The organism is Nocardiopsis quinghaiensis (genome assembly GCF_008638365.1).
Classification (GTDB): Bacteria; Actinomycetota; Actinomycetes; order Streptosporangiales; family Streptosporangiaceae; genus Nocardiopsis; species Nocardiopsis quinghaiensis.
Window position 1 is genome coordinate 96,506 of the sequence record NZ_VWVU01000008.1, and the last position, 23,670, is coordinate 120,175.

General features: G+C 72.5%; 18 protein-coding genes and 1 pseudogene. 16 read left to right on the plus strand and 3 right to left on the minus strand.

What is annotated here, in order from left to right; all coding sequences use genetic code 11:
* Positions 1 to 5: 5 nt before the first annotated feature.
* Both FYX01_RS16935 and FYX01_RS16940 read right to left on the minus strand, forming a co-directional pair.
* The gene (locus tag FYX01_RS16935; RefSeq protein WP_150242484.1) at positions 6 to 1,271 is read right to left on the minus strand and encodes a DUF58 domain-containing protein; all 1,266 of its coding nucleotides are present in this window, start codon (positions 1,269 to 1,271) and stop codon (positions 6 to 8) included.
* Positions 1,272 to 1,341: 70 nt separating this feature from the next.
* Positions 1,342 to 2,334 (minus strand): AAA family ATPase, encoded by a 993-nt coding sequence (locus FYX01_RS16940; RefSeq protein WP_150242486.1) that lies wholly within the window; start codon positions 2,332 to 2,334, stop codon positions 1,342 to 1,344.
* Positions 2,335 to 2,817: 483 nt separating this feature from the next.
* Between FYX01_RS16940 and mraZ the strand changes: the two genes are divergently transcribed.
* The 4 genes from mraZ to FYX01_RS16960 all read left to right on the plus strand — a co-directional run bounded on the left by mraZ (position 2,818) and on the right by FYX01_RS16960 (position 6,990).
* Positions 2,818 to 3,249 carry a division/cell wall cluster transcriptional repressor MraZ gene (gene mraZ, locus FYX01_RS16945; RefSeq protein ID WP_150242488.1) on the plus strand — a complete coding sequence of 144 codons (432 nt, stop codon included), beginning with the start codon at positions 2,818 to 2,820 and terminating at the stop codon, positions 3,247 to 3,249.
* 277 nt (positions 3,250 to 3,526) lie between these two features.
* Positions 3,527 to 4,579 carry a 16S rRNA (cytosine(1402)-N(4))-methyltransferase RsmH gene (gene rsmH, locus FYX01_RS16950; protein WP_150242727.1) on the plus strand — a complete coding sequence of 351 codons (1,053 nt, stop codon included), beginning with the start codon at positions 3,527 to 3,529 and terminating at the stop codon, positions 4,577 to 4,579.
* A 9-nt stretch (positions 4,580 to 4,588) separates the two neighbouring features.
* Positions 4,589 to 5,029, plus strand: a complete 441-nt coding sequence (locus FYX01_RS16955) for a cell division protein FtsL (protein ID WP_150242490.1) — start codon at positions 4,589 to 4,591, stop codon at positions 5,027 to 5,029.
* Positions 5,026 to 6,990: a peptidoglycan D,D-transpeptidase FtsI family protein gene (locus tag FYX01_RS16960; protein ID WP_150242492.1), complete on the plus strand. Its 1,965-nt coding sequence runs from the start codon at positions 5,026 to 5,028 to the stop codon at positions 6,988 to 6,990. Before FYX01_RS16955 ends, FYX01_RS16960 begins: the two co-directional genes overlap by 4 nt.
* Here FYX01_RS16960 and mmuM read toward each other — a convergent pair.
* Positions 6,987 to 7,898, minus strand: a complete 912-nt coding sequence (gene mmuM / locus FYX01_RS16965) for a homocysteine S-methyltransferase (protein ID WP_150242494.1) — start codon at positions 7,896 to 7,898, stop codon at positions 6,987 to 6,989. The two genes, FYX01_RS16960 and mmuM, sit on opposite strands and share 4 nt — an antisense overlap.
* 211 nt (positions 7,899 to 8,109) lie before the next feature.
* On the opposite strand from mmuM, the gene FYX01_RS16970 reads away from it, so the two are divergent.
* The 12 genes and pseudogenes from FYX01_RS16970 to pgeF all read left to right on the plus strand — a co-directional run bounded on the left by FYX01_RS16970 (position 8,110) and on the right by pgeF (position 23,645).
* Positions 8,110 to 9,777, plus strand: coding sequence for a UDP-N-acetylmuramoyl-L-alanyl-D-glutamate--2,6-diaminopimelate ligase (locus FYX01_RS16970; protein ID WP_150242496.1), 1,668 nt, complete (start codon positions 8,110 to 8,112; stop codon positions 9,775 to 9,777).
* A 376-nt stretch (positions 9,778 to 10,153) separates the two neighbouring features.
* Positions 10,154 to 11,602: a UDP-N-acetylmuramoyl-tripeptide--D-alanyl-D-alanine ligase gene (locus FYX01_RS16975; RefSeq protein WP_150242498.1), complete on the plus strand. Its 1,449-nt coding sequence runs from the start codon at positions 10,154 to 10,156 to the stop codon at positions 11,600 to 11,602.
* A 41-nt stretch (positions 11,603 to 11,643) separates the two neighbouring features.
* Entirely contained in the window at positions 11,644 to 12,672 is a 1,029-nt protein-coding gene (gene mraY / locus FYX01_RS16980; RefSeq protein WP_394350481.1) for a phospho-N-acetylmuramoyl-pentapeptide-transferase, read from the plus strand.
* 2 nt (positions 12,673 to 12,674) lie between these two features.
* Complete coding sequence (gene murD / locus FYX01_RS16985; protein WP_150242502.1) at positions 12,675 to 14,135, plus strand: UDP-N-acetylmuramoyl-L-alanine--D-glutamate ligase; 1,461 nt, start codon at positions 12,675 to 12,677, stop codon at positions 14,133 to 14,135.
* Positions 14,136 to 14,300: 165 nt separating this feature from the next.
* A complete protein-coding gene (ftsW, locus tag FYX01_RS16990) occupies positions 14,301 to 15,746 on the plus strand; it encodes a putative lipid II flippase FtsW (protein ID WP_150242504.1) in 1,446 nt (481 codons plus the stop codon).
* A gap of 367 nt (positions 15,747 to 16,113) precedes the next feature.
* Positions 16,114 to 16,431 (plus strand): annotated as a pseudogene (locus FYX01_RS27275) (RRXRR domain-containing protein); the annotation flags it as partial.
* 249 nt (positions 16,432 to 16,680) lie between these two features.
* The gene (locus FYX01_RS26720; RefSeq protein ID WP_223830521.1) at positions 16,681 to 17,022 is read left to right on the plus strand and encodes a hypothetical protein; all 342 of its coding nucleotides are present in this window, start codon (positions 16,681 to 16,683) and stop codon (positions 17,020 to 17,022) included.
* 28 nt (positions 17,023 to 17,050) lie between these two features.
* Positions 17,051 to 18,211, plus strand: a complete 1,161-nt coding sequence (gene murG, locus FYX01_RS17000) for an undecaprenyldiphospho-muramoylpentapeptide beta-N-acetylglucosaminyltransferase (protein ID WP_150242508.1) — start codon at positions 17,051 to 17,053, stop codon at positions 18,209 to 18,211.
* Positions 18,208 to 19,677, plus strand: coding sequence for a UDP-N-acetylmuramate--L-alanine ligase (gene murC, locus FYX01_RS17005; protein WP_150242510.1), 1,470 nt, complete (start codon positions 18,208 to 18,210; stop codon positions 19,675 to 19,677). The genes murG and murC overlap by 4 nt, the downstream gene beginning before the upstream one ends.
* Before the next feature lie 93 nt (positions 19,678 to 19,770).
* Positions 19,771 to 20,499 (plus strand): cell division protein FtsQ/DivIB, encoded by a 729-nt coding sequence (locus FYX01_RS17010; protein WP_150242512.1) that lies wholly within the window; start codon positions 19,771 to 19,773, stop codon positions 20,497 to 20,499.
* Between the two features lie 496 nt (positions 20,500 to 20,995).
* A complete protein-coding gene (gene ftsZ, locus FYX01_RS17015) occupies positions 20,996 to 22,570 on the plus strand; it encodes a cell division protein FtsZ (RefSeq protein WP_150242514.1) in 1,575 nt (524 codons plus the stop codon).
* Positions 22,571 to 22,925: 355 nt separating this feature from the next.
* Entirely contained in the window at positions 22,926 to 23,645 is a 720-nt protein-coding gene (gene pgeF, locus FYX01_RS17020; protein ID WP_150242516.1) for a peptidoglycan editing factor PgeF, read from the plus strand.
* Positions 23,646 to 23,670: the final 25 nt, after the last annotated feature.

Below are 23,670 nucleotides of genomic sequence, written 5' to 3' on the forward strand. Positions count from 1 at the left end.
TGCTCTCAACGCGGTCCTCTCCCGGGGGTGTGCGAACCGGCGTGCGCGGTCCTCGCGGTGGACGCCGCCGTGGCGGACCCGGTCGCGTGGCTCCACAGCGGCGGCAGTTCGGTGGTGGAGGACAGGACGATGACACGCCACCCGGCGGTGGCCAGTACGTCACGGACCCTGCCCAGGACGCCCTGGTCGGGCCAGGCCGCGTGCGCGCACAGCACGGCCGCGCGGACTCCGCCGACTCCCGTCCGGGACAGTGCGGCGGCCTCCTCCGGGACGACCGCGCCCAGTACCGCCACCACCAGGCTGGTGGACCCCCGGCTGTCGGCCAGCGTGCCGATCCCGCCGAGGAGCCCCGTGGTGTCGGAGGGTTCCGTGACGGCCAGGCCGTCCAGAACACCAGCCGGGGTCGCGGTCCGTACCCGGCCCCGCTCGGTGTGGAAGCGCAGGTCGTGTCCGCTGCCGAGCAGGTTCACCGCCACGGAGGCGGCCACGCTCACCGCGGTCTCCAGGGACCCGGCGGGGCCCGCGGGGCCGTGCGCGCGGCGCCGCGTGTCCAGCAGGACCGCACTGTTCTCGCGCCAGTGCTGCTCCTCCCGGCGCACCATCAGCTCACCGTGCTTGGCGGTGGACCGCCAGTGCACCCGGCGCAGGTCGTCGCCGTACCGGTACTCGCGCGGAACCGGGTCCTGGTCCCCGGCGCCGCTCACCGAACGGCGCGGTGAGTCATCGCCCTTGGCGCCGTCGGCGGCGCCAAGGGCGCCCAACGGGACGGTCGCCGGGGTCACGAGCAGGGGTGAGGGCGCGCCCACGCGGCGGCTGATCCGCACGCACCCCAGCGGATCGGTCACCCCGACCTGCAGCGGACCGAGGAGGTAGCTTCCGCGTACGGCGGGCCGTACCAGGTAGCTGACGTCGCGTACGGCGCGAGGCCCCAGGTAACCCACCGTGTAGCGGGGTTCGGCGCCCAGCGGAACGGGCAGCGTGTCCGACACCGATACCGAGGCCACCGGCCAGGTCGGCGAGGAGTTGCCCACGCGCACCTGTACCCGGGCGTCGTGTCCCGCCCGGACCCGGGCGGGGGTCACGGTACGACTGTGCGCGAGGCGTGAGACGGCGCCCAGGACCGTCAGCGCCGACAGCGGCGGGACGGTGACCAGCAGTACGCCCACGCCCACGATCTCGCGCTGTCCCACGATGAGACCGGCCACCAGGGCGACCAGGCCGAAGGCGAGCATGCAGGCGCCTCGTGCGGTGAGGGTTCGGTGCGGGCGCATGGACCCTCTCTCGGGGCGGATGCGAACAGGTAACGAGGGGATGAGGGGGCGGTGGTGGTGGGGGAGTGGGCTACTGGGGACCGGGGACGGGCAGGCGCGCGACCAGTTTGGCCACGATCTGCTCGGGGGAGAGGTTCTCCATCTGCGCCTCCGGGCCGGGCAGGAGGCGGTGCGCGAGCACCGGCACGGCCAGGGCCTGCACGTCGTCGGGAACGACGTAGTGCCGTCCGTCCAGGGCGGCGTAGGCGCGGGCGGCCTGCACCAGGTGCAGGGTCGCGCGGGGGGAGGCGCCCAGGCGCAGTTCGGGGCTGGTCCGGGTGGCGTTGACCAGGTCCACGACGTAGCGGCGCATGCCCGGGGCCACGTGCACCGAGCGCACCCGGTCGGCGAGGTCGCGGACCTGGGCGGCGCTGGTGACGGGCACCAGGTCTTCCAGCGGCGACCGGGAACTGTGCGAGTCGATCATGTCGAGTTCGGACTGGGGCGCCGGGTAGCCGACCGAGACACGGGCCATGAACCGGTCGCGCTGGGCCTCGGGCAGGGCGTAGGTGCCCTCCATGTCGGCGGGGTTCTGGGTGGCCACCACCATGAACGGCCGTTCCAGGGCACGGGTCCGGCCGTCGACGCTGACCTGCCGCTCGGCCATGCACTCCAGCAGGGCGGCCTGGGTCTTGGGCGAGGCCCGGTTGATCTCGTCGCCCAGCACGATGTTGGCGAACACCGGCCCGGGGTTGAACTCGAACTCGCGCCGGTCCTGGTGGTAGACGCTGACGCCGGTGATGTCGCTGGGCAGCAGGTCCGGGGTGAACTGGACGCGCTGCACGGAGCAGTCCACGGCCCGGCCCAGGGCCTTGGCCAACATGGTCTTGCCGACGCCGGGGACGTCCTCGATGAGGAGGTGGCCCTCGGCGAGCAGGACCGTCAACGCCAGTCGCAGTACCTCCGGCTTGCCCTCGATGACGGTCTCGATGGCGCCGCGGACGCGGTCGGCCACGGCGACGACCTCACCGACGTCCTCCCGGACGCCGCCCCCGCGATCGCCGTGGTGTGTGCCGAGTGACACCAGACCCCTCCCGCTCCCTGTGGCTCCGTGTATCGGTCCCCGGAACCGAGGTTTGACAGTCTTCTCAGTCGTTCCCGGGTTTCCTCGACCCTGGCCGGGTGACCCAAGCAGGATCACCAGGATACGCACCAGACGCCCGCGAGGGCACAGTATGCGCCAATCCGGGTCACTCTTCCCGCCGCACGGGAACCGGGACGCTGGTCAGCACACCGCCGGGTCGTGGCGTTCCCCCTTCCGGGGCACCGCGGGTTCCCGTGCCGGGAGCCGCCGGAACGGAACGTTCGGACCGAGACGACACTCCACGCGCCCCACCCCGCGCCCCACTCTCCCCCACCCCTACTTCCAACGCTGTGACCTGCGCATTTGTCAATGCTTCAGCGGCCGAATCCTGATTGGAGCTGTTGACGGTGGGGAAGAGTGGAGTAAGGTGGAGCAGCGTGGAGAGGGTGAATTCTCCACTTCGAGGGAGAGGGAGGTGGAAGTGTGTTCCTCGGCACCCACACGCCCCGCCTCGATCAGAAGGGGCGGCTCTTTCTTCCCGCGAAGTACCGCGACGAGCTGTCGGGGGGGTTGGTGATCACCAAGGGCCAGGAACGCTGCCTCTACGTCTTTCCGACGGAGGAGTTCCGGCGCATCACCGACGCGCTCGCCAGCACCCCGGTCACCGCCAAGGCGGTCCGCGACTACAGCAGGGTCCTCTTCGCCAGCGCCTCGGACGAAAGCTGCGACAGGCAGGGCAGGGTCACCATTCCGGCCAAGCTGCGCGACTACGCGGGCCTGGACCGCGAATGCGTCGTGATCGGCGCCAACACACGCCTGGAGATCTGGGACGCCGAGGCGTGGTCGGACTACGAGGCCGAGCAGGAGCCCGCGTTCGCGCAACTGTCGGAGGAGGTGCTGCCCGGGGTGCTGTGATCCCGGCGGAGCCACCGCCGGTCCGACCAGCACGCGGTCCACACCCTCGCAAGCCGGAGTCCGGCAACGGCCTCCGGACGCGGTACCCACGAGCTGGCGCGACTTCCCCGGCGCCAGGTCGTGAACGTGAGTTCACCGGAAGGTGGACAATGGCGGCCGTGTCCGGAGGCCCGCCGGAATCCGACGGGCCACGCGGGGACACCGCGCAGCGCACCGATCCCGGTGCGGCCGCGGCGACTCGGGGGAAGACGGTGACAGCGTGGAGGAACAGCAGCGCATGGGGGACATCCGGCAGCACGGCCAGCCAGGGGACGACGGCGTCCGCCCGGACGGGGAACAGGGCATCGGGGCGCGCATCGCGGCGGCCCGCGCCGGACTCGACCCCCTGCACGTACCCGTGATGCTCGACCGGATCGTGGAACTGCTCGCCCCCGTCCTCAGCAGGCCCGGCGCCGTGCTCGTCGACGGCACCCTGGGCCTGGGCGGCCACTCCGAGGCACTGCTCAAGGCGTGCCCCGAGACGCGCCTGGTCGGCGTCGACCGCGACACCACCGCCCTGGAGCGCAGCGCCAGGCGGCTGGCCCCCTACGCCGACCGCACCCACTTCGTGCACGCGGTCTACTCCGACATCCCGCGCGCCCTGGACGAGGCGGGCGCCACCGAGGCCGACGCGGTCCTGCTCGACCTCGGAGTGTCCTCGCCGCAGCTGGACGAGACCGACCGCGGTTTCGCCTACGCCCACGACGCGCCCCTGGACATGCGCATGGACCGCACCCAGTCCCTCACCGCGGCCGATGTGGTCAACACCTACCCGTTCGCCGAGCTCACCCGTGTCCTGCGCTCCTACGGCGAGGAGCGCTTCGCCTCGCGCGTGGCCAGGGCCATCGAACGCCAGCGCGCCCAGGCGCCCATCGAGTCCACCCGGGCGCTGGCCGAGCTGGTGCGCGAGGCCATCCCCGCGGCCACCCGCCGCACCGGGGGCCACCCCGCCAAGCGCACCTTCCAGGGCCTGCGCATCGAGGTCAACGCCGAACTGTCCATCCTCGAACGCGCCCTGCCCGCGGCCGTCGCGTGCCTGGGCATGGGCGGGCGCATCGCCGTGCTGTCCTACCACTCCCTGGAGGACAGGAGGACCAAGAGGGCCCTGGCCGCTCTGTCCACCGACACCACCCCCGCGGACCTGCCCGTCCCCCTCCCCGACCGGCAGCCCGAACTCCGGCTTCTCACCAGGGGGGCCGAACTCCCCACGGACGAAGAGAACGAACGCAATCCGCGCGCCCAGTCGGCCCGCCTCCGGGCGGCCGAACGCGTGCGGCCGCCGCGGCAGTAGGGAGAACAGATGAGCACGAGGACGGACACGCGCCGCGCACCAGCCCGCGGCGGGAGGACCGCTGCGAGGACCGCCGCTCCCGCGCCCCCGGGGCGCGCCCCCGCGCGCCCGACCGCGGAGCGCTCACGCGCCGGGGCGGGCACGCCGGCGCGGGCGCCGCGTATCCCCTTCGTCCTGCTCATCCTCTGCCTGCTCGGTGGCGCCCTGGTCAGCCTGCTCGTGCTGCGCAGCGTCGTGGCCGAGGGGGCCTTCACCATCGAGAGCCTCCAGGACCAGAACCAGCAGATGTCCCAGGAGGAGCAGCAGTTGCGCAATGCCGTCGCCCGCATGGAGACCCCCGAGCGCATCGCCGAGGAGGCCGAGTCCATGGGCATGGAGCAGGGCGAGGCCCCGCTCTTCCTCGACCCTGAGCGCGGTGAGGTCACCGGGAGCGCGGGGAGTGGTGAGTGAGCACCCCCAGGGACCGACGTCCCCGCGATCCCCGCAGGCCCGGAGCGACCAGCCGCTCGGGTTCCCGGCCCAGTAAGCGCCCCCAGCGCGAACCGCGCCGCCCCGACACCGGGGCGCGCACCCGCGCACCGGCGAGCTCCCGGGGGCGGGCGCCGCGCGGGGGCGAGCGCGTCCGCCGCCGTCCGGCGTCCCCGCCTCCGCCACCGCCGCTGCTGCGCCGCACCTTCCGCCGGGGCGAACCGCACGGGCGCATCAAGGTCGGCGGGGCACTGGTCCTGGTGGTCCTGCTGCTCTTCGCCGGGCGCCTGGTGCAGATCCAGGTCCTGGAGGCCGAGCACTACGCCGAGGCGGCCTCCAACACGCGCCTGCAGACCATCGACATCCCCACCCTGCGCGGTCAGATCACCGACGTGAACGGCAAGCCGTTCGCGCTGTCGCTGGAGGTGCGCACCGTCTTCGTCGACCCCGAGGTGGTCGAGGCGGACGAGCGCACCCGGGTCGTCGACGAGCTCGCCACCCGGTTCGACCTCGGGAAGGACGAGGTCGCGGCCAAGGTGGACGCCAAGCCCGGCCGCTACGAGGTGATCGCCCGTGAGGTCCTGCCCCAGGACTGGAAGGAGCTGGACGACCTGGGCCTGGCCGGGGTGGGCTCGGAGGTCGCCTACGAGCGCGTCTACCCCGAGGAGACCGGAGCCGCCGACCTGGTCGGCTTCGTCGGCTCCGAGGGCCACGGCCTGGAGGGGCTGGAGGGCTACCTCGACGACACCCTGGCGGGGGAGGCGGGCAAGCGCCGGGTCGAGGTGGGCAAGGACGGTACCCAGATCCCGATGGCGGGCGGCCTGGTGCAGGAGCCCGTGCCCGGCCAGGACGTGCGGCTGACCCTGGACCAGGACATCCAGTGGTACGCCGCCCAGACCCTCGCCGACAGGGTGGAGAAGCTGGAGGCCGAGGCGGGCAGCGTCCTCGTGCAGCGGGTCGGCACCGGCGAGGTCCTCGCGATGGCCGACTACCCGACCTACTCACCGGGCGACATCTCCACCAGCGGGTCGGAGGAGTGGCTCAACGGCGCGGTGGCCGAGATCTTCGAGCCGGGCAGCACCAACAAGGTCATCACCCTGGGTGCCGCGCTGGAGGAGGGGATCACCGCCCCGGAGACGGTGTACACCGTGCCCTACAGCATCGAGTACTACGACCAGACCTTCCGCAACTCCACCGACCACGGCACCCAGCGCCTCACGACAAACGGCATCATGGCCCAGTCCAGCAACGTCGGCACCATCAAGATCGCCGACCAGGTGGGCGCCGGGATCCTGCACTCCTACATGAAGGACTTCGGGCTCGGCCAGCCGACCGGGTTGCAGCTGCCCGGCGAGGAGGCCGGTGTGCTGACCGATCCCGAGGAGTGGTGGGGTACCCAGCTGCCGTCGGTCTCCATAGGCCACGGCCTGTCGGTGAACGCCGTGCAGATGGCGTCGGTGTACTCCACCATCGCCAACGGCGGCGTGCGGGTGGACCCCCGGGTGGTCGCCGGGACCGTGGACACCGACGGCGAGTTCACCCCGGCGGAGGAGCCCGAGCGGCGGCGCGTGGTCGGCGAGGAGACCGCCGAGCAGCTCGCGCTGATGCTGGAGGCGGTCACCAGCGACCAGGGCACCGCGCCGGAGGCCCGCATCGACGGGTACCGGGTCGCGGGGAAGACCGGCACCGCCAACCGGATCAACCCGGAGACGGGGAGCTACGAGGGCGGCGGCTACACGGCCACCTTCGCCGGCTTCGCGCCCGCCGACGACCCGCAGGTCGTGGTCCAGGTGGTCCTGCACAACCCGCAGGAGACCTACTACGGCGGCCAGGCCGCCGGTCCGGTGTTCAACGACATCATGTCCTTCGCCCTGAAGTCGCTGGAGGTACCGCCGACGGAGACGGACCCGCCCGCCATCCGCCTGTTCGAGGACACGCCCTAGCCGGCGGCGCGGTCCAGGTGGGCGCGCACGGAGCGGACGTGCTCGGGGCCGGTGCGGCAGCACCCGCCCACGAGCACCGCTCCGGCCGCGTGCCAGTCCACGGCGGCCCTGCCGAACTCCTCGGGCTCGCTCGTGCCCGTCCAGCGCCGGTGCACCGCGTCCCAGGCCTCACCCGAGTTGGGGTAGGCCACCGCCGGGACGCCGGCCCCGCCGACAGCACGCACCAGCGCCGGGACGTGCCGGGGAGCGGTGCAGTTCACACCCACCGCCACCAGCCGCCCGGCGGCGTGCGACGGGGCGAGCTCGGCGGCGGCCTCGCGCAGGGGGGTGCCGTCGCTGACGCGCTCGCCGTCCCGGCAGGAGAAGCTGATCCACGCGCGGGCGCCGGGGGACTCCTCCAGCAGCCGGGCCAGGGCCCGCGCCTCGGGCATCGACGGGATGGTCTCGCAGGCGATCAGGTCCGCCCCGGCGCCGGCGAGGAGCCGCCACCGCTCCCGGTGCCAGGAGTACAGGCCGTCCTCGTCCAGGTCGTAGTCGCCGGTGTACTCCGAGCCGTCCGCCCGCGCCGCGCCGTAGGGGCCCACCCCGGCCGCGACCAGACCCGCGCCGAAGGCGTCGCGCTCGGCCCGCGCCAGCTCCACCGACCGGGCGATCAGCGCGCGTGCCTCGGTCTCGGCGGCTCCCCGGGCGGTGAACGCCGGGACGCTCGCCTGGTACCCGGCGGCGATCGCCACGTCCGCGCCCGCCTCGAAGTAGTCGCGGTGCGCCCGGCGGACCAGCTCGGGCGCCTCGGCCAGCAGCCGTGCCGACCAGAGCCCGCCGCCCAGGTCGCAGCCGTAGGATTCCAGACGGGTCGCCAACCCGCCGTCGAGCACCAGCGGACGCCCGCCGGGAGCGGTTCCGAGCATGCCGAACCTCCACGCGCGAAGATCCCCTCCAGACTAGGGCGCGACGGATCCGCCCACGATCCGCCCACAGGACACCGGACGGTCATCGACGCATTCGGTGCGGCACGCGTAACCTGGGACGAACACCCGGTTCGGGAAACTCCTGCGAACGCAGCGTGGAAATTACCGACCGGTCGTCCGCAACGGTTAACCTCCACACGTGCCACCGGTAATGCGACCTGAACACACGCCACTTCGTCCCCTGTCCGCGCTCGCGGCGCTGCTCGGGCCGGACGCCGCCCTCCTGCGCCCGGATCTCGGCGCGGACCGACCCCCCGAGATGCCCGACAGGGAGGTACACGTACGGGGCATCACCCACGACTCCCGGAAGGTGGGGCCCGGCGACCTGTACGCCGCGCTGCCCGGGACCCGCGCGCACGGCGCCGACTTCGCCGCGCAGGCGGCCCAGACGGGCGCGGCCGCGATCCTCACCGACCCCGCCGGGGCGGAGAGGGCCGCCGCCACCGGGCTGCCCGTGATCGTGGTCCCCGACGCGCGCGCCACGCTCGGCAGGGCGGCCTCGTGGATCTTCAAGGACCCCGCGCAGGACCTGCTGCTGATCGGCACCACCGGTACCAGCGGCAAGACCACCATCACCTACCTGGTCGAGTCCGGTCTGCGCCACGCCGGAATGCACACCGGCCTGGTCGGCACGGTGGAGATGCGTGTGGGCGACGAGCGCGTCGTGTCCTCGCTCACCACCCCCGAGGCCACCGACCTGCACGGCCTGTTCGCCCTCATGCGCGAACGGGGCGTCACCGCCGCCGCCATGGAGGTCTCCAGCCACGCCCTGGCGCTGGGCCGGGTCGGCGGCACGCGCTACGACGTCGCGGTCTTCACCAACCTGTCGCAGGACCACCTGGACTTCCACTCCGACCTGCGTGACTACTTCGACGCCAAGGCCCGCCTGTTCACCCCCGAGTACTGCGACATCGCGGTGATCAACGCCGACGACCGGTTCGGCCGGGCCCTCGTGGACATGGTGGAGGCCGAGGGCAGCGTTCCCGTCACCACCTTCTCCGTGGACGGCCACACCGACGCCGACCCCGCCACCGCCATGGAGGCCGACTGGCAGGCCGTGGACGTGCGCCTGGGCGCCACCGGCAGCACCTTCCGCATCGTCGGCCCCGGCGGCATGGAGGCGGCCGCCTCCGTCGCCCTGCCCGGCCCCTTCAACGTGTCCAACGCGATGGCCGCCATCGTCGGCCTGGTCGAGGCGGGACTGCCGCTGGAGACCGCGATCGCCGGGGTGGCCGCCGCACCCGGCGTGCCCGGCCGCATGGAGCCGGTGGTGGCGCGTGAGGTCCCCCACGCCTTCCAGGACTTCACCGCGCTCGTCGACTACTCCCACAAGCCCGGCGCCATCGAGGCGGTCCTGACCGCCCTGCGCGCCACCACCGAGGGCGCCGTGACCATGGTGGTCGGCTGCGGCGGTGACCGCGACCGGGCCAAACGCCCGCTCATGGGCGAGGCCGCCGCACGTCTGGCCGACCAGCTGATCATCACCAACGACAACCCGCGCACCGAGGACCCCCTCACCATCGCCACGTCGATGCTCGAAGGGGTCGCCAAGGTCCCCGAGGACCAGCGGGCCCGTGTCACGGTGGAGTTCGACCGGGCCGAGGCCATCCGCCTGGCCGTCGAGCGCACACAGCCGGGCGACGTGGTGGTCGTCGCCGGCAAGGGCCACGAGACCGGCCAGTACGTCAAGGGCGAGATCCTGCCCTTCGACGACCGCGAGGTGCTGCGCGCGATGATCGAGGAGCACCTCGGCATGAGCGCCCGCGAGCGGCTGGGCGTCGCCCTCCAGGACGTCCACCGGGTGCCTGACGGGGGATGACACGTCGAGGCTCTCCGGGCGGAGCCGCCCGGAGGAGGGGGCGCGGGCACGGCTCGCGCCCCCTTCCTCGCGTCGGGCCGCCCCGGCGTGTGACGCGGACGCCGGGGCGGCCCGACGGTTACGAAGCGGAGCATATTGCTGCACACGGGCCCTGGAGGGACCCCGGACTCCCCAATATGTTCTAAGGTAGGTCCGGCAATCGCAGCCCGACACGTGCCGCCCACGGTGGCGCCCACGACGCGGCCCATGCCGACACCGTGGTGAGGCCCGGCGCGGCGGCGCACGGCTTCCGCGGTGCCATCCCCTGACCTGACTCCGGCCGGGTGGCCAGCCGCCCCTGTGGCGCCGTGGACCGGGCCTGACATGAGGAGTGGATTTGATCGCGCTCACGCTCGATCGGATCGCTGAGATCACCCAAACCGCCATAGGCGGATCAGCGCGCCCCGACACCGTCGCCGACGGCCCCGTCGTCATCGATTCGCGGCAGGCAGCGCCCGGCGCTCTCTTCGCCGCCCTGGGCGGTGAGCGCGTCGACGGGCACGACTTCGTCGCCTCCGCGGTCGAAGCCGGAGCGGTGGCCGCACTGGTCTCCCGCCCCGTCGACGCACCACACCTCCTCGCAGACGGAGGGGACGACGGGGTGGTCGACGCGCTGGCCCGGCTCGCCCTGTACACGGCCCAGGAGCTCAGCGACCCCCGGCGCGGGGTGGAGCGGACCGAGATCGTCGCGGTCACCGGCTCCTCCGGCAAGACCACCACCAAGGACCTCATCGCGCAGGTCGTGGGCCGCGCGGGCCCGACCGTCGCTCCGGCGGGCTCGTTCAACAACGAGATCGGCCACCCCCTCACCGTGCTCCGCGCCGACACCGGCACCCGGCACCTGGTCCTGGAGGTCGCCGCCCGGGGCATCGGGCACATCGCCCACCTGTGCCGCGTGGCCCCGCCCAGGGTCGGTGTGGTCCTCAACGTCGGCAGCGCCCACATGGGCGAGTTCGGCGACCGGGACACCATCGCCAGGGCCAAGGGCGAACTGGTCGAGTCGCTTCCCCCCGGTTCCGGGGACAAGGGCTCCGGAGGAGTCGCCGTCCTCAACGCCGACGACCCGAGGGTGAACGCGATGGCCTCGCGGACCCGGGCGCGCGTGGTCACCTACGGCCTGGCGGAGGACGCGCACGTGCGCGCCACCGACGTGGTCCTGCGGGCGTCGGGCGCACCCTCCTTCACCCTCCACCTGGGCGGGAGCCGGACCCGGGTGGACCTGGCGCTCGTGGGCGCCCACCAGGTCTCCAACGCGCTGGCCGCCGCGGCGGTCGCCGACGAGCTCGGTATGGACATCGCCGGTGTCGCCGAGGCGCTCGCCGAGGCCACCCCGGTCAGCCGGTGGCGCATGGAGGTCACCGAGCACGCGGGCGCCACACTCGTCAACGACGCCTACAACGCCAACCCCGAGTCCATGAAGGCGGCGCTGACGACTCTGGGAGCGCTCGCCCGGGAACGCCGTTCGATCGCCGTCCTCGCCCACATGGCCGAGCTCGGTGAGGACGGCCGGGCCGAGCACGAGGGGATCGGTGAGCTGGCCGCCCGCACGGGCGTGGCCCACCTGATCGTGGTCGGGGAAGCCGCCGAGGGCATCGCCGCCGGTGCCGAGAGCGCCGCACGGCAGGGGCTGTGGCGGGGCGAGAGCGTCCGTGTGGCGGACGCTCCGGAAGCCGCAGCGGCGCTGCGCGAACGGTTGCGCACAGGAGACGTCGTCATTGTGAAGGGATCGCGCGTGGCAGCTCTCGAAAAGGTCATCGACCTCATCACCGAAGGTGATGCCCAGTGATCGGCATCTCCATCGCGTCAGCGCTGGCACTGGTCGTCTCCATGGCGCTGATGCCGTCGCTGATCAAGCTCCTGTACCGGTTCAAGTTCGGCCAGGAGGTGCGCGACGACGGTCCCGAGGGACACAAGACCAAGCAGGGCACGCCCACCATGGGCGGCATCGTCGTCATCCTCGGCGCGGTGGTGGGCTACTTCGGCTCCCATCTGGTGCTGTGGCTGGTGCAGCCCTCCTCCACCGGGCCCACCGCCTCCGGCCTGCTGGTGATGTTCCTGTTCGTCGGCATGGGCTGCGTCGGTTTCCTCGACGACTTCATCAAGATCTACAAACGCCGCAGCCTGGGCCTGCGCAGCGGCGCCAAGATGGTCGGGCAGGCCGTCATCGGCGTGGGGTTCGCCTACGGCGTCACCCAGTTCCCCAACGGGTACGGCTACACCCCCGCGGCCCCCAGCCTCTCCTTCCTCCGCGACTTCGGCCCCCCGCTGATGATCGGCCTGTTCGTCCTCTGGGCGCTGTTCCTCATCGTCGGCTTCTCCAACGCGGTCAACCTCACCGACGGCCTCGACGGACTGGCCACCGGCGCGACCATCCTCTCCCTGTGCGCCTACGTCATCATCGGCAACTGGCAGCTGCGGCAGTCCTGCGTGTCCTACCTGTCGGACAGCTGCTACACGGTCCGCGACCCCCTGGACCTGGCCGTGGTGGCCGCCGCCGTGCTCGGCGCCTGCATCGCCTTCCTGTGGTTCAACGCCCCGCCCGCCAAGATCTTCATGGGCGACACCGGATCCCTGGCGCTGGGCGGCCTGATCGTGGGCCTGGCCATCACCACCCGCACCCAGCTCCTGCTGCTGCTCATCGGCGGCCTGTTCGTCATCATCACCATGTCGGTGATGATCCAGATCACCTCCTTCCGCCTCACCGGCAAGCGCGTGTTCCGCATGGCGCCGCTGCAGCACCACTTCGAGCTCAGGGGCTGGGCCGAACCCACCATCGTGATCCGGTTCTGGATCATCCAGGGCCTGTTCGTGGCGATCGCCATCGGACTCTTCTACCTGGAATGGATGCCGAGGTAGACATGGCGCACCACGCTTCCGAGACACCGAACGACCCGGCTCCCGGCTCGGACGAGCTGGAGGGGCGGCTGGTCTGTGTCGCCGGTCTGGGAGTGTCCGGGCCCCCGGTGGCCCGGGTGCTCCTGGCCCGCGGGGCCCGCGTGACCGTCGTCGACGGCCGTGACGACGACACCGTCCGCCCCGTCGCGGCCGCACTGCGGGAGGCCGGGGCCGAGGTGGTCCTGGGCGGGACCCCGCTGCCCGAGGGCTGCGACCTGGTCGTCACCTCGCCCGGCTGGCGCCCGGACTCACCTCTGCTGGTCCGGGCCGCCGGGGCCGGGGTCGAGGTCATCGGGGACGTCGAGCTCGCCTGGCGGCTCAAGCCCGCCGACCAGGTGTGGCTGGCCGTCACCGGAACCAACGGCAAGACCACCACCGTGCGGATGCTGGAGGCCATGCTCCGCGCCGACGGCCGCGACGCCCTGGCCGTCGGCAACGTCGGCACCTCCGTCATCGACGCCGTGCTGCCCGGCGCCGACGGCCGCGTCCACGACATCCTGGCCGTGGAGCTGTCCAGCTTCCAGCTGCACTGGTCCTCCAGCGTGCGCCCGCACGCCGCCACCGTGCTCAACATCGCCTCCGACCACCTGGACTGGCACGGCGGGCTCGACCCCTACGCCCGCGCCAAGGGCCGGGTGTTCGCGCCCGGCACCATCCGCGTGGCCAACACCGCCGACGCCTGGTCCACGCGCCTGGCGGAGGAGGACGGCGACCCGCACACGCCCCTGGTGGGCTTTCGCCTGGACACCCCCCGCGCGGGCGAGGTCGGTGTGGTCGAGGACCTGCTGGTGGACAGGGCCTTCGTCGCCGAGCCGCACAGCAGCGCCGAGGAGTTGGCCGCGCTCGCCGACGTGCGCCCGGCCGCGCCGCACAACGTCGCCAACGCCCTGGCCGCCGCCGCGCTGGCCCGGTCGGTGGGCGTGGCGCCCGCGTCGGTCCGGGCGGGACTGGCCGCCTTCGAGCCGGAGCCGCACCGCATCGCGTTCGTGGCCACGGCGGGGGGCGTGGACTACGTCGACGACTCCAAGGCCACCAACCCGCACGCCGCCGCCGCGTCACTGGGCGCCTACCCCTCCGTGGTCTGGATCGCGGGCGGCCTGCTCAAGGGGGCCGAGGTCGACGAGCTGGTGACGATGGCCGCCGACCGGCTGCGCGGAGCCGTGCTCATCGGTGCCGACCGGGCCCGTCTGCGCGAGGCCCTGGCCGAGCACGCGCCCGAGGTGCCCGTGGTCGAGGTCGAGGGGCCCGCCGAGGACGCCCCGGAGGGCCACACGGTCATGGACGCGGTGGTCGCCGCCGCCGCGTCCCTGGCCGAGGCGGGGGACACCGTGCTGCTGGCACCGGCGGCCGCCTCCATGGACATGTTCACCAACTACCCCGAGCGGGGACGGCTCTTCGCCGAGGCCGTCGGCCGACTGCTCTGAGTGGCGTTCGCCCGCCCGTGCGTGACCGAAGGCGCGCGGGCGGGCTCGACCATGCCCTCCACGGCCCTCCCGGCGGTCAAAGATGGCCAACACGCGGAAAATGTCCACGGTTCCCTACCCGCCCGTACGCCAGTATTGAGGCGCTGAATCGTGCGGAGGGTGTGGATGGCGGCGACGACGGCGGTTCCCCGGACGGCCCGGCCCAAGGGGCGCGCGGCGACAACGAGGCGCGTGGCGACGGAAGGGCGTGAGCGTGCCCTGTGGCGTGAGTGGGCACGGTCCCTGGACCGGCCGCTCACCTCCTACTACCTGATCCTGGGCACCGGGGTGCTGCTCATCGCCCTGGGCCTGGTCATGGTGCTCTCGTCCACGATGGTCGACTCCATCGCCGAGACCGGCTCGGCCTTCTCCATGTTCCAGAAGCAGCTGGTCTCGGCCGTCGTCGGCCTGCCCCTGATGCTCCTGGCCTCCCACATGCCCCAGCGGCTCTTCCGGCTGGTCGGCTACCCGGCGATGATCGTGTCGGCGGCGCTGCTGCTGCTCACCGTCTTCCAGGGCGTGGAGATCAACGGGGCCACCCGCTGGCTCGACGTCGGCGGCCTGCTCGTGCAGCCCTCCGAACCCGCCAAGCTCGCCTTCGCCCTGTGGGGCGCCAACATCCTGGCCCGCAAGGACGAGCTGCGCGAGCTCACCGAGTGGCGACACCTGCTCATCCCGCTGCTGCCCGGCTGCGGCCTGCTGGTCCTGCTGGTGATGCTGGGTTCCAACCTGTCCACCGCCCTGGTGTTCCTGGTCACCTTCCTGGGCCTGCTGTGGGTGGTCGGCGCGCCGGGCAAGCTCTTCGTGGCCATGTTCGGACTGGTCCTGGGCCTGGCCGTCATCGCCATCGCGATCGAGCCCTACCGCATGGCGCGCGTCACCAGCTTCCTGGACCCGGGCGCCGACCCCCTGGGCTCGGGCATGCAGTCCCTGCACGGGCTCTACGCGCTGGGCACCGGCGGGGTCCTCGGCGTGGGCATCGGCGCCAGCCGCGAGAAGTGGGGCTTCCTGCCCTTCGCCGAGTCCGACTTCGTCTTCGCCATCATCGGCGAGGAGTTCGGCCTGCTCGGCACCCTGCTCGTACTCGCCCTGTTCGGCGTGCTGGGCTACGCCGGACTGCGCGTGGCCTTCCGCGTCAAGGAGCCCTTCCCTCGTCTGGCCGCCTTCGCCATCGTCACCTGGATCATGGGCCAGGCCATGATCAACGTGGGCGCCGTCATCGGGCTGCTGCCCGTCACCGGCGTCCCGCTGCCCCTGGTCTCCTACGGGGGCTCGTCGCTGATCTCCACCATGGTGGCCCTCGGTGTGCTCCTGGCACTGGCCAAGACCGAGCCCCAGGCGCAGAAGGCCCTGGGCGCCCGAGGTCCCAGCCGGGCCCAAAGGGCTCTAAGCTGGCTGGGCCTGGAGAATGCCGCTGCCTCGGCGAACAACCGCGGCGCCGTGCCCTCCAGGCGCGCCACCACGGCACGCGACCCGCGGACGACGGGTCCCCGCGGTGGCGGGACAACGGCCAAGCACAGGAGCGGACCGGTCCCGTCGGGTGACCGGCCAAGGAGGAATCGGCGACGGTAACGGGTTCCTCTTCCTGAAGGAGGGGGCTTGCGGCTCTCGTGGTTGGAAGCCTGCCGTTGCCAGCGCGAGCCGACACCAGGGAGGTGATCCGTTGGCTACGTTTCGCACAGGACCGAGGACCCGCCAGGCCGTGCTCCCCCAGCGGCCTGCCCTGGAATCCGCGTCAGCGGACACCCCCGGGAACAGGGACGAAACGGGACGCGGAGGCCATGCTCGCGTGGCACCCGGTGTGGAACGTCTGCGAGGGGAGACCACCGATGGTTCACCTGCCACCGGTGGCGTTACCCCGATCCGCAAGGGTCGGGGACAGGCCCGTGAAGGCCGTCCGCCCCGCGAGGGGACGCCGCCCCGCCAGGGGCGTCCGTGCGTGTTCGTCCTGGACGCCCACGGCACCCCGCTCCAACCCGCCCACCCCGCAAGGGCACGTCAGTTCCTCCACCAAGGCCGGGCGGTCGTGGTCCGACACACCCCGTTCACCATTCGGCTCAAGGACCGCACCGCTGCCGAATCCGAGGTCGACGGAGTCGAGGCCGGCATCGACCCGGGCAGTGAACACGCCGGTACCGCGGTATTCACCGCTCGGGCAGGTGAGCGCCGGGGGCGCTGTGCAGTGCGACCGGACCACCGGAGCGGCTCCGATCGGATTTCCAACCTGGCTTTGGCCTGCCTCGGGTGCAACCAGGCCGAAAGCAACCGGCCCGTCGAAGAATTCGTCACCAACCCACGAACCCTCACCGGGGTCAGAGCCCGGGCGAAGGCCCCGTTGCGGGACGCCACCGCGGTCAGCGCCCCCCGATGGGCCCTGCGGAAGGCTCTGGACGAGCACTCTCCGACCCATGTGGGTTCGGGTGGGCGCACCGAGCGGAACCGTACCCCTAGTGGCTTGCCGAAGTCCCACACTCTGGACGCTTCGGCTGTGGGTAAACTCGACACCATGACCGAGACCGTTTCCACGGTCCTGGTCGTCGAGGCTGCGGGACGTGGCTCCTATGCACGCACGCGTACCGGCAAGCACGGTCCTCCCCGGTTGCGCCTTCCCAGGCGTAAGGCGTTCTTCGGGTTCCAGACCGGGGACCTGGCCCAGGCCGTGCTCCCTTTCGGTAAGTACGCCGGGACGCACAGGGGTCGAGTGGCGGTGCGCGGCAGCGGTAGTCACACTCTGCGCGCCACGAACGGACTGATGGCGACCTCGTGGAAGAACCTGCGTCCGCTCCAACGGGCGGACGGTTACGCCTACACCACACAGAAGGAGGAAGGGGCTTCCTCCTCCGCCTGAAGGCGGGGGTGTCCGCCCCAAACACCAGATGAGGGTAGCCCTCGCCGGAGGCGGCACGGCCGGGCATATCGAGCCCGCGCTCTCCCTTGCGGACGCGCTGCGGCGCGCCGACCCCAGTACGGAGATCCTCTGTCTGGGCACCGAGCGGGGCCTGGAGACCCGCCTGGTGCCCATGCGCGGCTACGAGCTGGGTCTGATCCCGGCCGTTCCCCTGCCGCGCAGGCTCACCCCCCAGCTGCTCACCGTGCCGGGCAAGCTCGCGGGTGCGCTCAGCGCTGCGGGCGAGCAGCTGGACCGGCTGCAGGCCGACGTCATCGTCGGCTTCGGCGGATACGTGGCCACCCCTGGCTACCTGGCCGCGCGGCGCAGACGCATCCCCATCGTCGTGCACGAGGCCAACCCCCTGCCGGGCCTGGCCAACCGGCTGGGCGCGCGCATGACCCCGCACGTGTACACCGGGCACCCCCACACCCAGATCCGCAACGGCCGCTTCATCGGCATCCCGCTGCGTCAGCAGATCACCACGCTCGACCGCCTGGCCATGGGGGACAAGGCGCGCGCCTACTTCGGCCTGCGCCCCGACCTGCCCACCCTGCTGATCTTCGGCGGGTCCCAGGGCGCCCAGCGCATCAACGAGACCGCGTTCGCCGCCCGTGACGCCTTCCGCGACAGCGGTGTGCAGGTCCTGCACGTCGTCGGCCCCAAGAACGCCGAGGAACCCGAGGACCTCACCCAGGAGGGCATCCCCTACGTCGCCGTGCCCTACGTGGACCGTATGGACATGGCCTACGCCGCCGCCGACATGGCCATGTGCCGTTCCGGCGCCATGACCTGCTCCGAGCTGACCGCCGTCGGCCTGCCCGGTGCCTTCGTGCCCCTGGCCATCGGCAACGGTGAGCAGGCCCTGAACGCCGAACCCATCGTCCAGGCGGGCGGCGGCCTGATGGTCGACAACGCCGACGTCTCCGTCGAGTGGATCGTGCGCCAGCTCATCCCGGTGCTCACCGACACCGACCGGGTCGTGGCCATGTCCGAGGCGGCGGCCCGGATGGGCCGCCGCGACGCCGACACGGAGCTGGCCCGCGAGGTCACGGCCATCGCCCGCGGTGACAAGCCCACCCCCGAACTGCCGATACCCGACGACGACGGCGACGAGGTCCTCTACGACGACGGGAAGGACACCCGATGAGCCTGGTGCGGCCGACCGAGCCGGTTCCCGTCGACAAGCTGGGGCGTACCCACTTCATCGGCCTGGGCGGTGCGGGCATGTCCGGTATCGCCCGCGTACTGCTGCAGTCCGGGGTGGAGGTCTCCGGCAGCGACGCCCGCGACAGCGACACCCTGCGCGAGCTGGAGGAGATGGGCGCCGACGTCCACGTGGGGCACGCCGCCGAGAACCTCGGCGCGGCCGAGACCCTCGTGGTCTCCTCCGCCATCCGCGAGGACAACCCCGAACTGGCCGAGGCGGTCCGCCGGGACCTGCGCGTGCTGCCCCGGGCCGCCGCCCTGGGCGCGCTGCTGCTGGGCCGTGAGGGCATCGCCGTCTCCGGCACCCACGGCAAGACCACCACCACCTCCATGGTCACGGTCGTGCTCCAGCACCTGGGCGTCGACCCCGGCTACGTGATCGGCGGCAGGCTGGTCACCACCGGCCTGGGCGCCGACGCCGGTATGGGCGAGGTCATCGCGGTGGAGGCCGACGAGAGCGACGGCTCCTTCCTCATGCTCTCCCCGAAGATCGCCGTGGTAACCAACGTCGAGGCCGACCACCTGGACAACTACAGCGGCATCGAGGAGATCCACGCCAACTTCGCCTCGTTCGTCGACCGCGTCGAGCGCACCCTGGTCGTGGGCGTCGACGACCCCGGGGCCCGGCGGGTGGCCGAGCTGGCCCGCGAGCGCGGGAAGAAGGTGCTCACCTACGGCGAGGCCGAGGACGCCGACTACCGGATCACCCGGGTGCGCGCACGCGGCTTCACCACCGAGTTCACCGTCCGGCCCGCGGACGGCGAGCCCGTGGACGGCCGGCTCGCCGTCCCGGGCCGCCACAACGTGCTCAACGCGGCCGCCGCCGTCGCCGTCGCCGACGAGCTGGGCCACGACCTGGACGTGGCGGTGGAGGGCCTCGCCGGCTTCGCCGGTGCCGCACGCCGTTTCGAGCTCAAGGGCGAGGCCGGGGGCGTGGTCGTCTACGACAGCTACGCCCACCACCCCACCGAGATCGAGGCCGACCTGTACGCCACCCGGGCCGTGCTGGCGTCCTTCGCCGAGGAGGCGGAGGCGGCCGGCGGGGCCGGGGACGAGCGTTCCGCGGGCCGGATCGTCGCCCTGTTCCAGCCGCACCTGTACAGCCGCACCCGCATCTTCGCCGAGGAGTTCGCCACCGCGCTGAGCCTGGCCGACGAGGTCGTGGTGATGGAGGTCTACGCCGCGCGGGAGGACCCCGAGCCCGGAGTCACCGGCGAGCTGATCACCTCGCGTGTGGACCACGACCGTGTGTGGTACGTGCCCGGCAGGGGCGAGGTCGTGCGCAGGGTGGCCGAACTGGTCCGTCCCGGCGACATCGTGCTCACCATGGGCGCGGGCGACGTCACCGAGCTGGGTCCGCGCATCGTGGAGGCCGTCGCAGGGGCGGCCGACGACGTCCGGGGCTGATCGCGGGGCCGTGCCGCCTGCCCACGCACCGGGCCGTCCCCGACCGGGACGGGGAGTACGGACCGGGACGAGCACACGGTAGGGAGGGCACAGGTGGACGCTGAACGGGACGAGGCCGCTGGGGAAACCGGGGCGCGTGGGGGATCCGACCCGTGGAAGGTCACCTTCGTGGCACTGCTGGTGGTGGCCCTGGTCTGCGTGGTCACCTGGATCCTGCTCGGCTCCCGGCTGCTCGTGGTCCGCGACGTCGCGGTCACCGGCGTGGAGCGGGTCCCGACGGAGGAGGTGGTCGCGGCCGTGGACGTGGCCACCGGCACGCCCCTGCTCCGGGTCGACCTCGACCAGAGCGGCGAGCGCGCCGAGTCCCTCTCCCTGGTGGAGTCGGCCACGGTCACACGCGGCTGGCCCGCCACCCTGGAGGTCGAGGTGGTCGAGCGCCAGCCCCTGCTGGCCGTCCGGGTGGGGGAGGAGTACCGGCTCGTGGACGGTGACGGTGTGCGTATCGAGGACTCCGAGCACCGCCCCGACACCCACCCGCTGGTCCGGGTCACCGGCGAGATCGAGGGCAACGGGGGCGTCCGCGCGGCCGCGGACATCGCCGAACAGGCCCCGGAACCCCTCCTCGCCCGGATCCGGCTCATCGACGCCACCGAGCCCGGCACGATCGTCGTCGAGCTCACCGACGGTTCCCTCGTCGAGTGGGGCTCCTCCGAGGGCACGGCCGACAAGAGCGCCGTCCTGCGGGTGCTCATGAGCGAGCACCCGCCGCGGGAAGGGCGTGTGTACGACGTGGCGACCCCCGACCTGGCCATCGTCAGGTGAAGTGATCTTCAGGACCTGGGAAAGGAAAAGACGCGGCGGTCGGAGCCGGTCGCCACCCGGCTCGGGTGCTTCCGGACCGCGCGTGGCCAGGCCCGGGACGGCTCGCGCGGACATTGCCAGACGCGACGCGCCGGGAGCGCACATCGCTTCCCCGCGTCGTGCGACGTTAGGCTGAACTCGTCACCGGTTGCCCGTGGTCGGCGGTCCGCTTACTGTCGGGAAGCACAACCAACGTCAACAAAGCAGCAAAACACGCTTTTCGGGTACGCAGGAACCGTTCCATCCCGTTTCACGGCGGACCGCACAGGTCCCGCCACGTAGACGGAAGACGGGATCCGGCGGCCCGGGGTCCCCGACCACGGCGTCACACACGTCCCGTCGGAGAACCCGAAACGCACACTGTAGAACCGGATGCCGGTCCGGCGGCGTATCCGGTGGCCCACAGCCACCGGAGGCGGAGGCGGAACGGCGTATGCGAGCGGAAAGGCCCCTCGTCGTGGCAGCACCGCAGAACTACCTCGCGGTCATCAAAGTCGTCGGCATCGGCGGCGGCGGTGTCAACGCCGTCAACCGAATGATCGAAGAGGGGCTCAAAGGCGTCGAGTTCATCGCCATCAATACCGACGCCCAGGCGCTGTTGATGAGCGACGCCGACGTCAAGCTCGACGTCGGCCGTGAACTCACACGCGGCCTGGGAGCCGGAGCCAACCCCGACGTCGGCCGCAGGGCGGCCGAGGACCACCGGGAGGAGATCGAGGAGGTCCTCAAGGGCGCCGACATGGTCTTCGTCACCGCCGGCGAGGGCGGCGGTACGGGCACCGGCGGCGCCCCGGTCGTGGCCAACATCGCCCGCTCCCTGGGCGCCCTCACCATCGGTGTGGTCACCCGCCCCTTCGGCTTCGAGGGCAAGCGGCGCGCGACCCAGGCCGAGTCGGGGATAGCGATGCTCCGCGAGGAGGTCGACACGCTCATCGTGATCCCCAACGACCGGCTGCTGTCGATCTCCGACCGCCAGGTCAGCGTGTTGGACGCCTTCAAGGCCGCCGACCAGGTCCTGCTCTCCGGTGTGCAGGGCATCACCGACCTGATCACCACACCGGGACTGATCAACCTGGACTTCGCCGACGTCAAGTCGGTCATGTCGGGGGCGGGGTCGGCACTCATGGGCATCGGGTCCGCACGCGGGGACGACCGGGCGGTCGCGGCGGCGGAGATGGCGATCTCCTCGCCACTGCTGGAAGCGAGTATCGACGGCGCACACGGTGTGCTGCTGTCCATCCAGGGCGGTTCCGACCTGGGGCTGTTCGAGATCAACGAGGCGGCACAGCTCGTCGCGAACTCGGCGGCCCCCGAGGCCAACATCATCTTCGGCGCCGTCATCGACGACGCCCTGGGCGACGAGGTCCGGGTCACCGTTATAGCGGCGGGTTTCGACGAGCCGGAGATCACCGGGCCGGTGGTGAGGGAGCGCCAGCCGGTGGACCCTCCTGAGGCCGTCGTCCCCAAGGCAGGCATCACGTTCGCCAAGGAGGAGTCGTCCGCTCCGGCGGCGCCCGCCGAGGCGGGCGCGAGCGGGACGTCGGCCACCAGCATGCCGTGGATCACGCAGAACCGTTCGGCCGAGCCCGCCCCGGAGGCGGCCCGTCCGCAGACACGACCGGTCCAGCAGCAGCCGGTTCAGCAGCCGGTCCAGCAGCAGCCCGTTCAGCAGCAGCAGCCGTCCCAGGCGCAGCCCGTCCAGCGGCAGGCCCAGCAGCCGGTCGAGGCCGAGCCCGTCCAGCAGGAGCGGTCCGCGCCGGTCGAGTCGGACCCGGTCGTGCGGACCCCGGCCCACGGCACGTCCTCCTTCGCGGCGGAGAACTCGCCCGTCGCCCCGGCGGCCGAACCGGCCGGGGCCGAGGAGCCGCAGGCGGCCCAGGAGGAGCCGCCCGCGTACGAGGAGAGCCAGCCCAGCCGTATCCACGCCGTCGCGGACTCCACCGCCGAGCGGCGGGGGGAGGCGCCCACGCCCCGCCGCCGGGTCATCTTCGACGACCCCGACGACCTGGACGTGCCGGAGTTCCTGAAGTAGCCGTCCCACCCGGGCCCTCCGGCCCGGGAGCGGGGGCCGTCTCGCGCGCGGCTCCCTCCTCCTCGTGGGAGGACGGTGCGCTCCGGGCCGTCTGCGGCGAGGGCGTCCCGGCACCTCGGCGCGACCGCCCCGGCCGGACGCCGTCGGCGGCCGACCACGGGGATGATCCGGCCTGGTACCGCGGTGGTAGGGTCCTGGACCGAGGGGACGGCGGGCGGGGCCGGAAAAGGCCGCTTTTCTTCTTTCCTCGGACAAACCCTTCGTCCGGGCCCGAACGGGCCGTAGGCGACCGCGTCGGATCCATGGTCCGCGGTGCGGACCGGGCCCCTCCCGAGGAGCGGGAGGACTCGAACGGATGGGCAACGTCATCGACCTGGGGCACGGGATACGCGCCTCCGTCACCGAGCGGCGCGGAGGGACGAGCGCCCCGCCCTACGACTCGCTCAACCTGGGCCTGGGCACGGGCGACGACCGCGAGGCGGTGCTCGCCAACCGCAGGGCCGCCGCCCGGGACCTGGGGTTCGACTCCGACCGGATCGTGTGGATGGACCAGGTGCACGGCGCCGACGTGCTCGTGGCCGCCGAACCCGGCGGTGTGGGCACCTGCGACGGTGTGGTCACCACCCGCCCGGACCTGGTCCTGGCCTCGCTGGCCGCCGACTGCCTGCCCGTCCTGGCCGCCGACGCCGAGGCGGGCGTGCTGGGCGCCGCCCACTCAGGGCGCCTCGGCACCGTCCACGGGGTGGCCGCCAACCTGGTCGCGGCCATGGTCGGCCAGGGCGCCCGCGCCGACCGCATCACCGTCTTCCTCGGCCCGGCCATCTGCGGCGGGTGCTACGAGGTACCGCCGCGGCTGCGGGACGAGACCGCCCGCGACACCCCCGAGGCGGCCTGCACCACCCGCGAGGGCACCGCCGGGGTGGACATGCGCGCCGCCGTCACCGCCCAGCTGCGTCGGGCGGGCGTCACCGACATCCGCGCCGACGGCCGCTGCACCCTGGAGAGCCCCGAGCTGTTCTCCCACCGCCGGAACGCGCCGACCGGAAGGTTCGGGGCCTTCCTCTGGCGGGCCTGACCGTCGTACCGGGCCACCAGGGCGT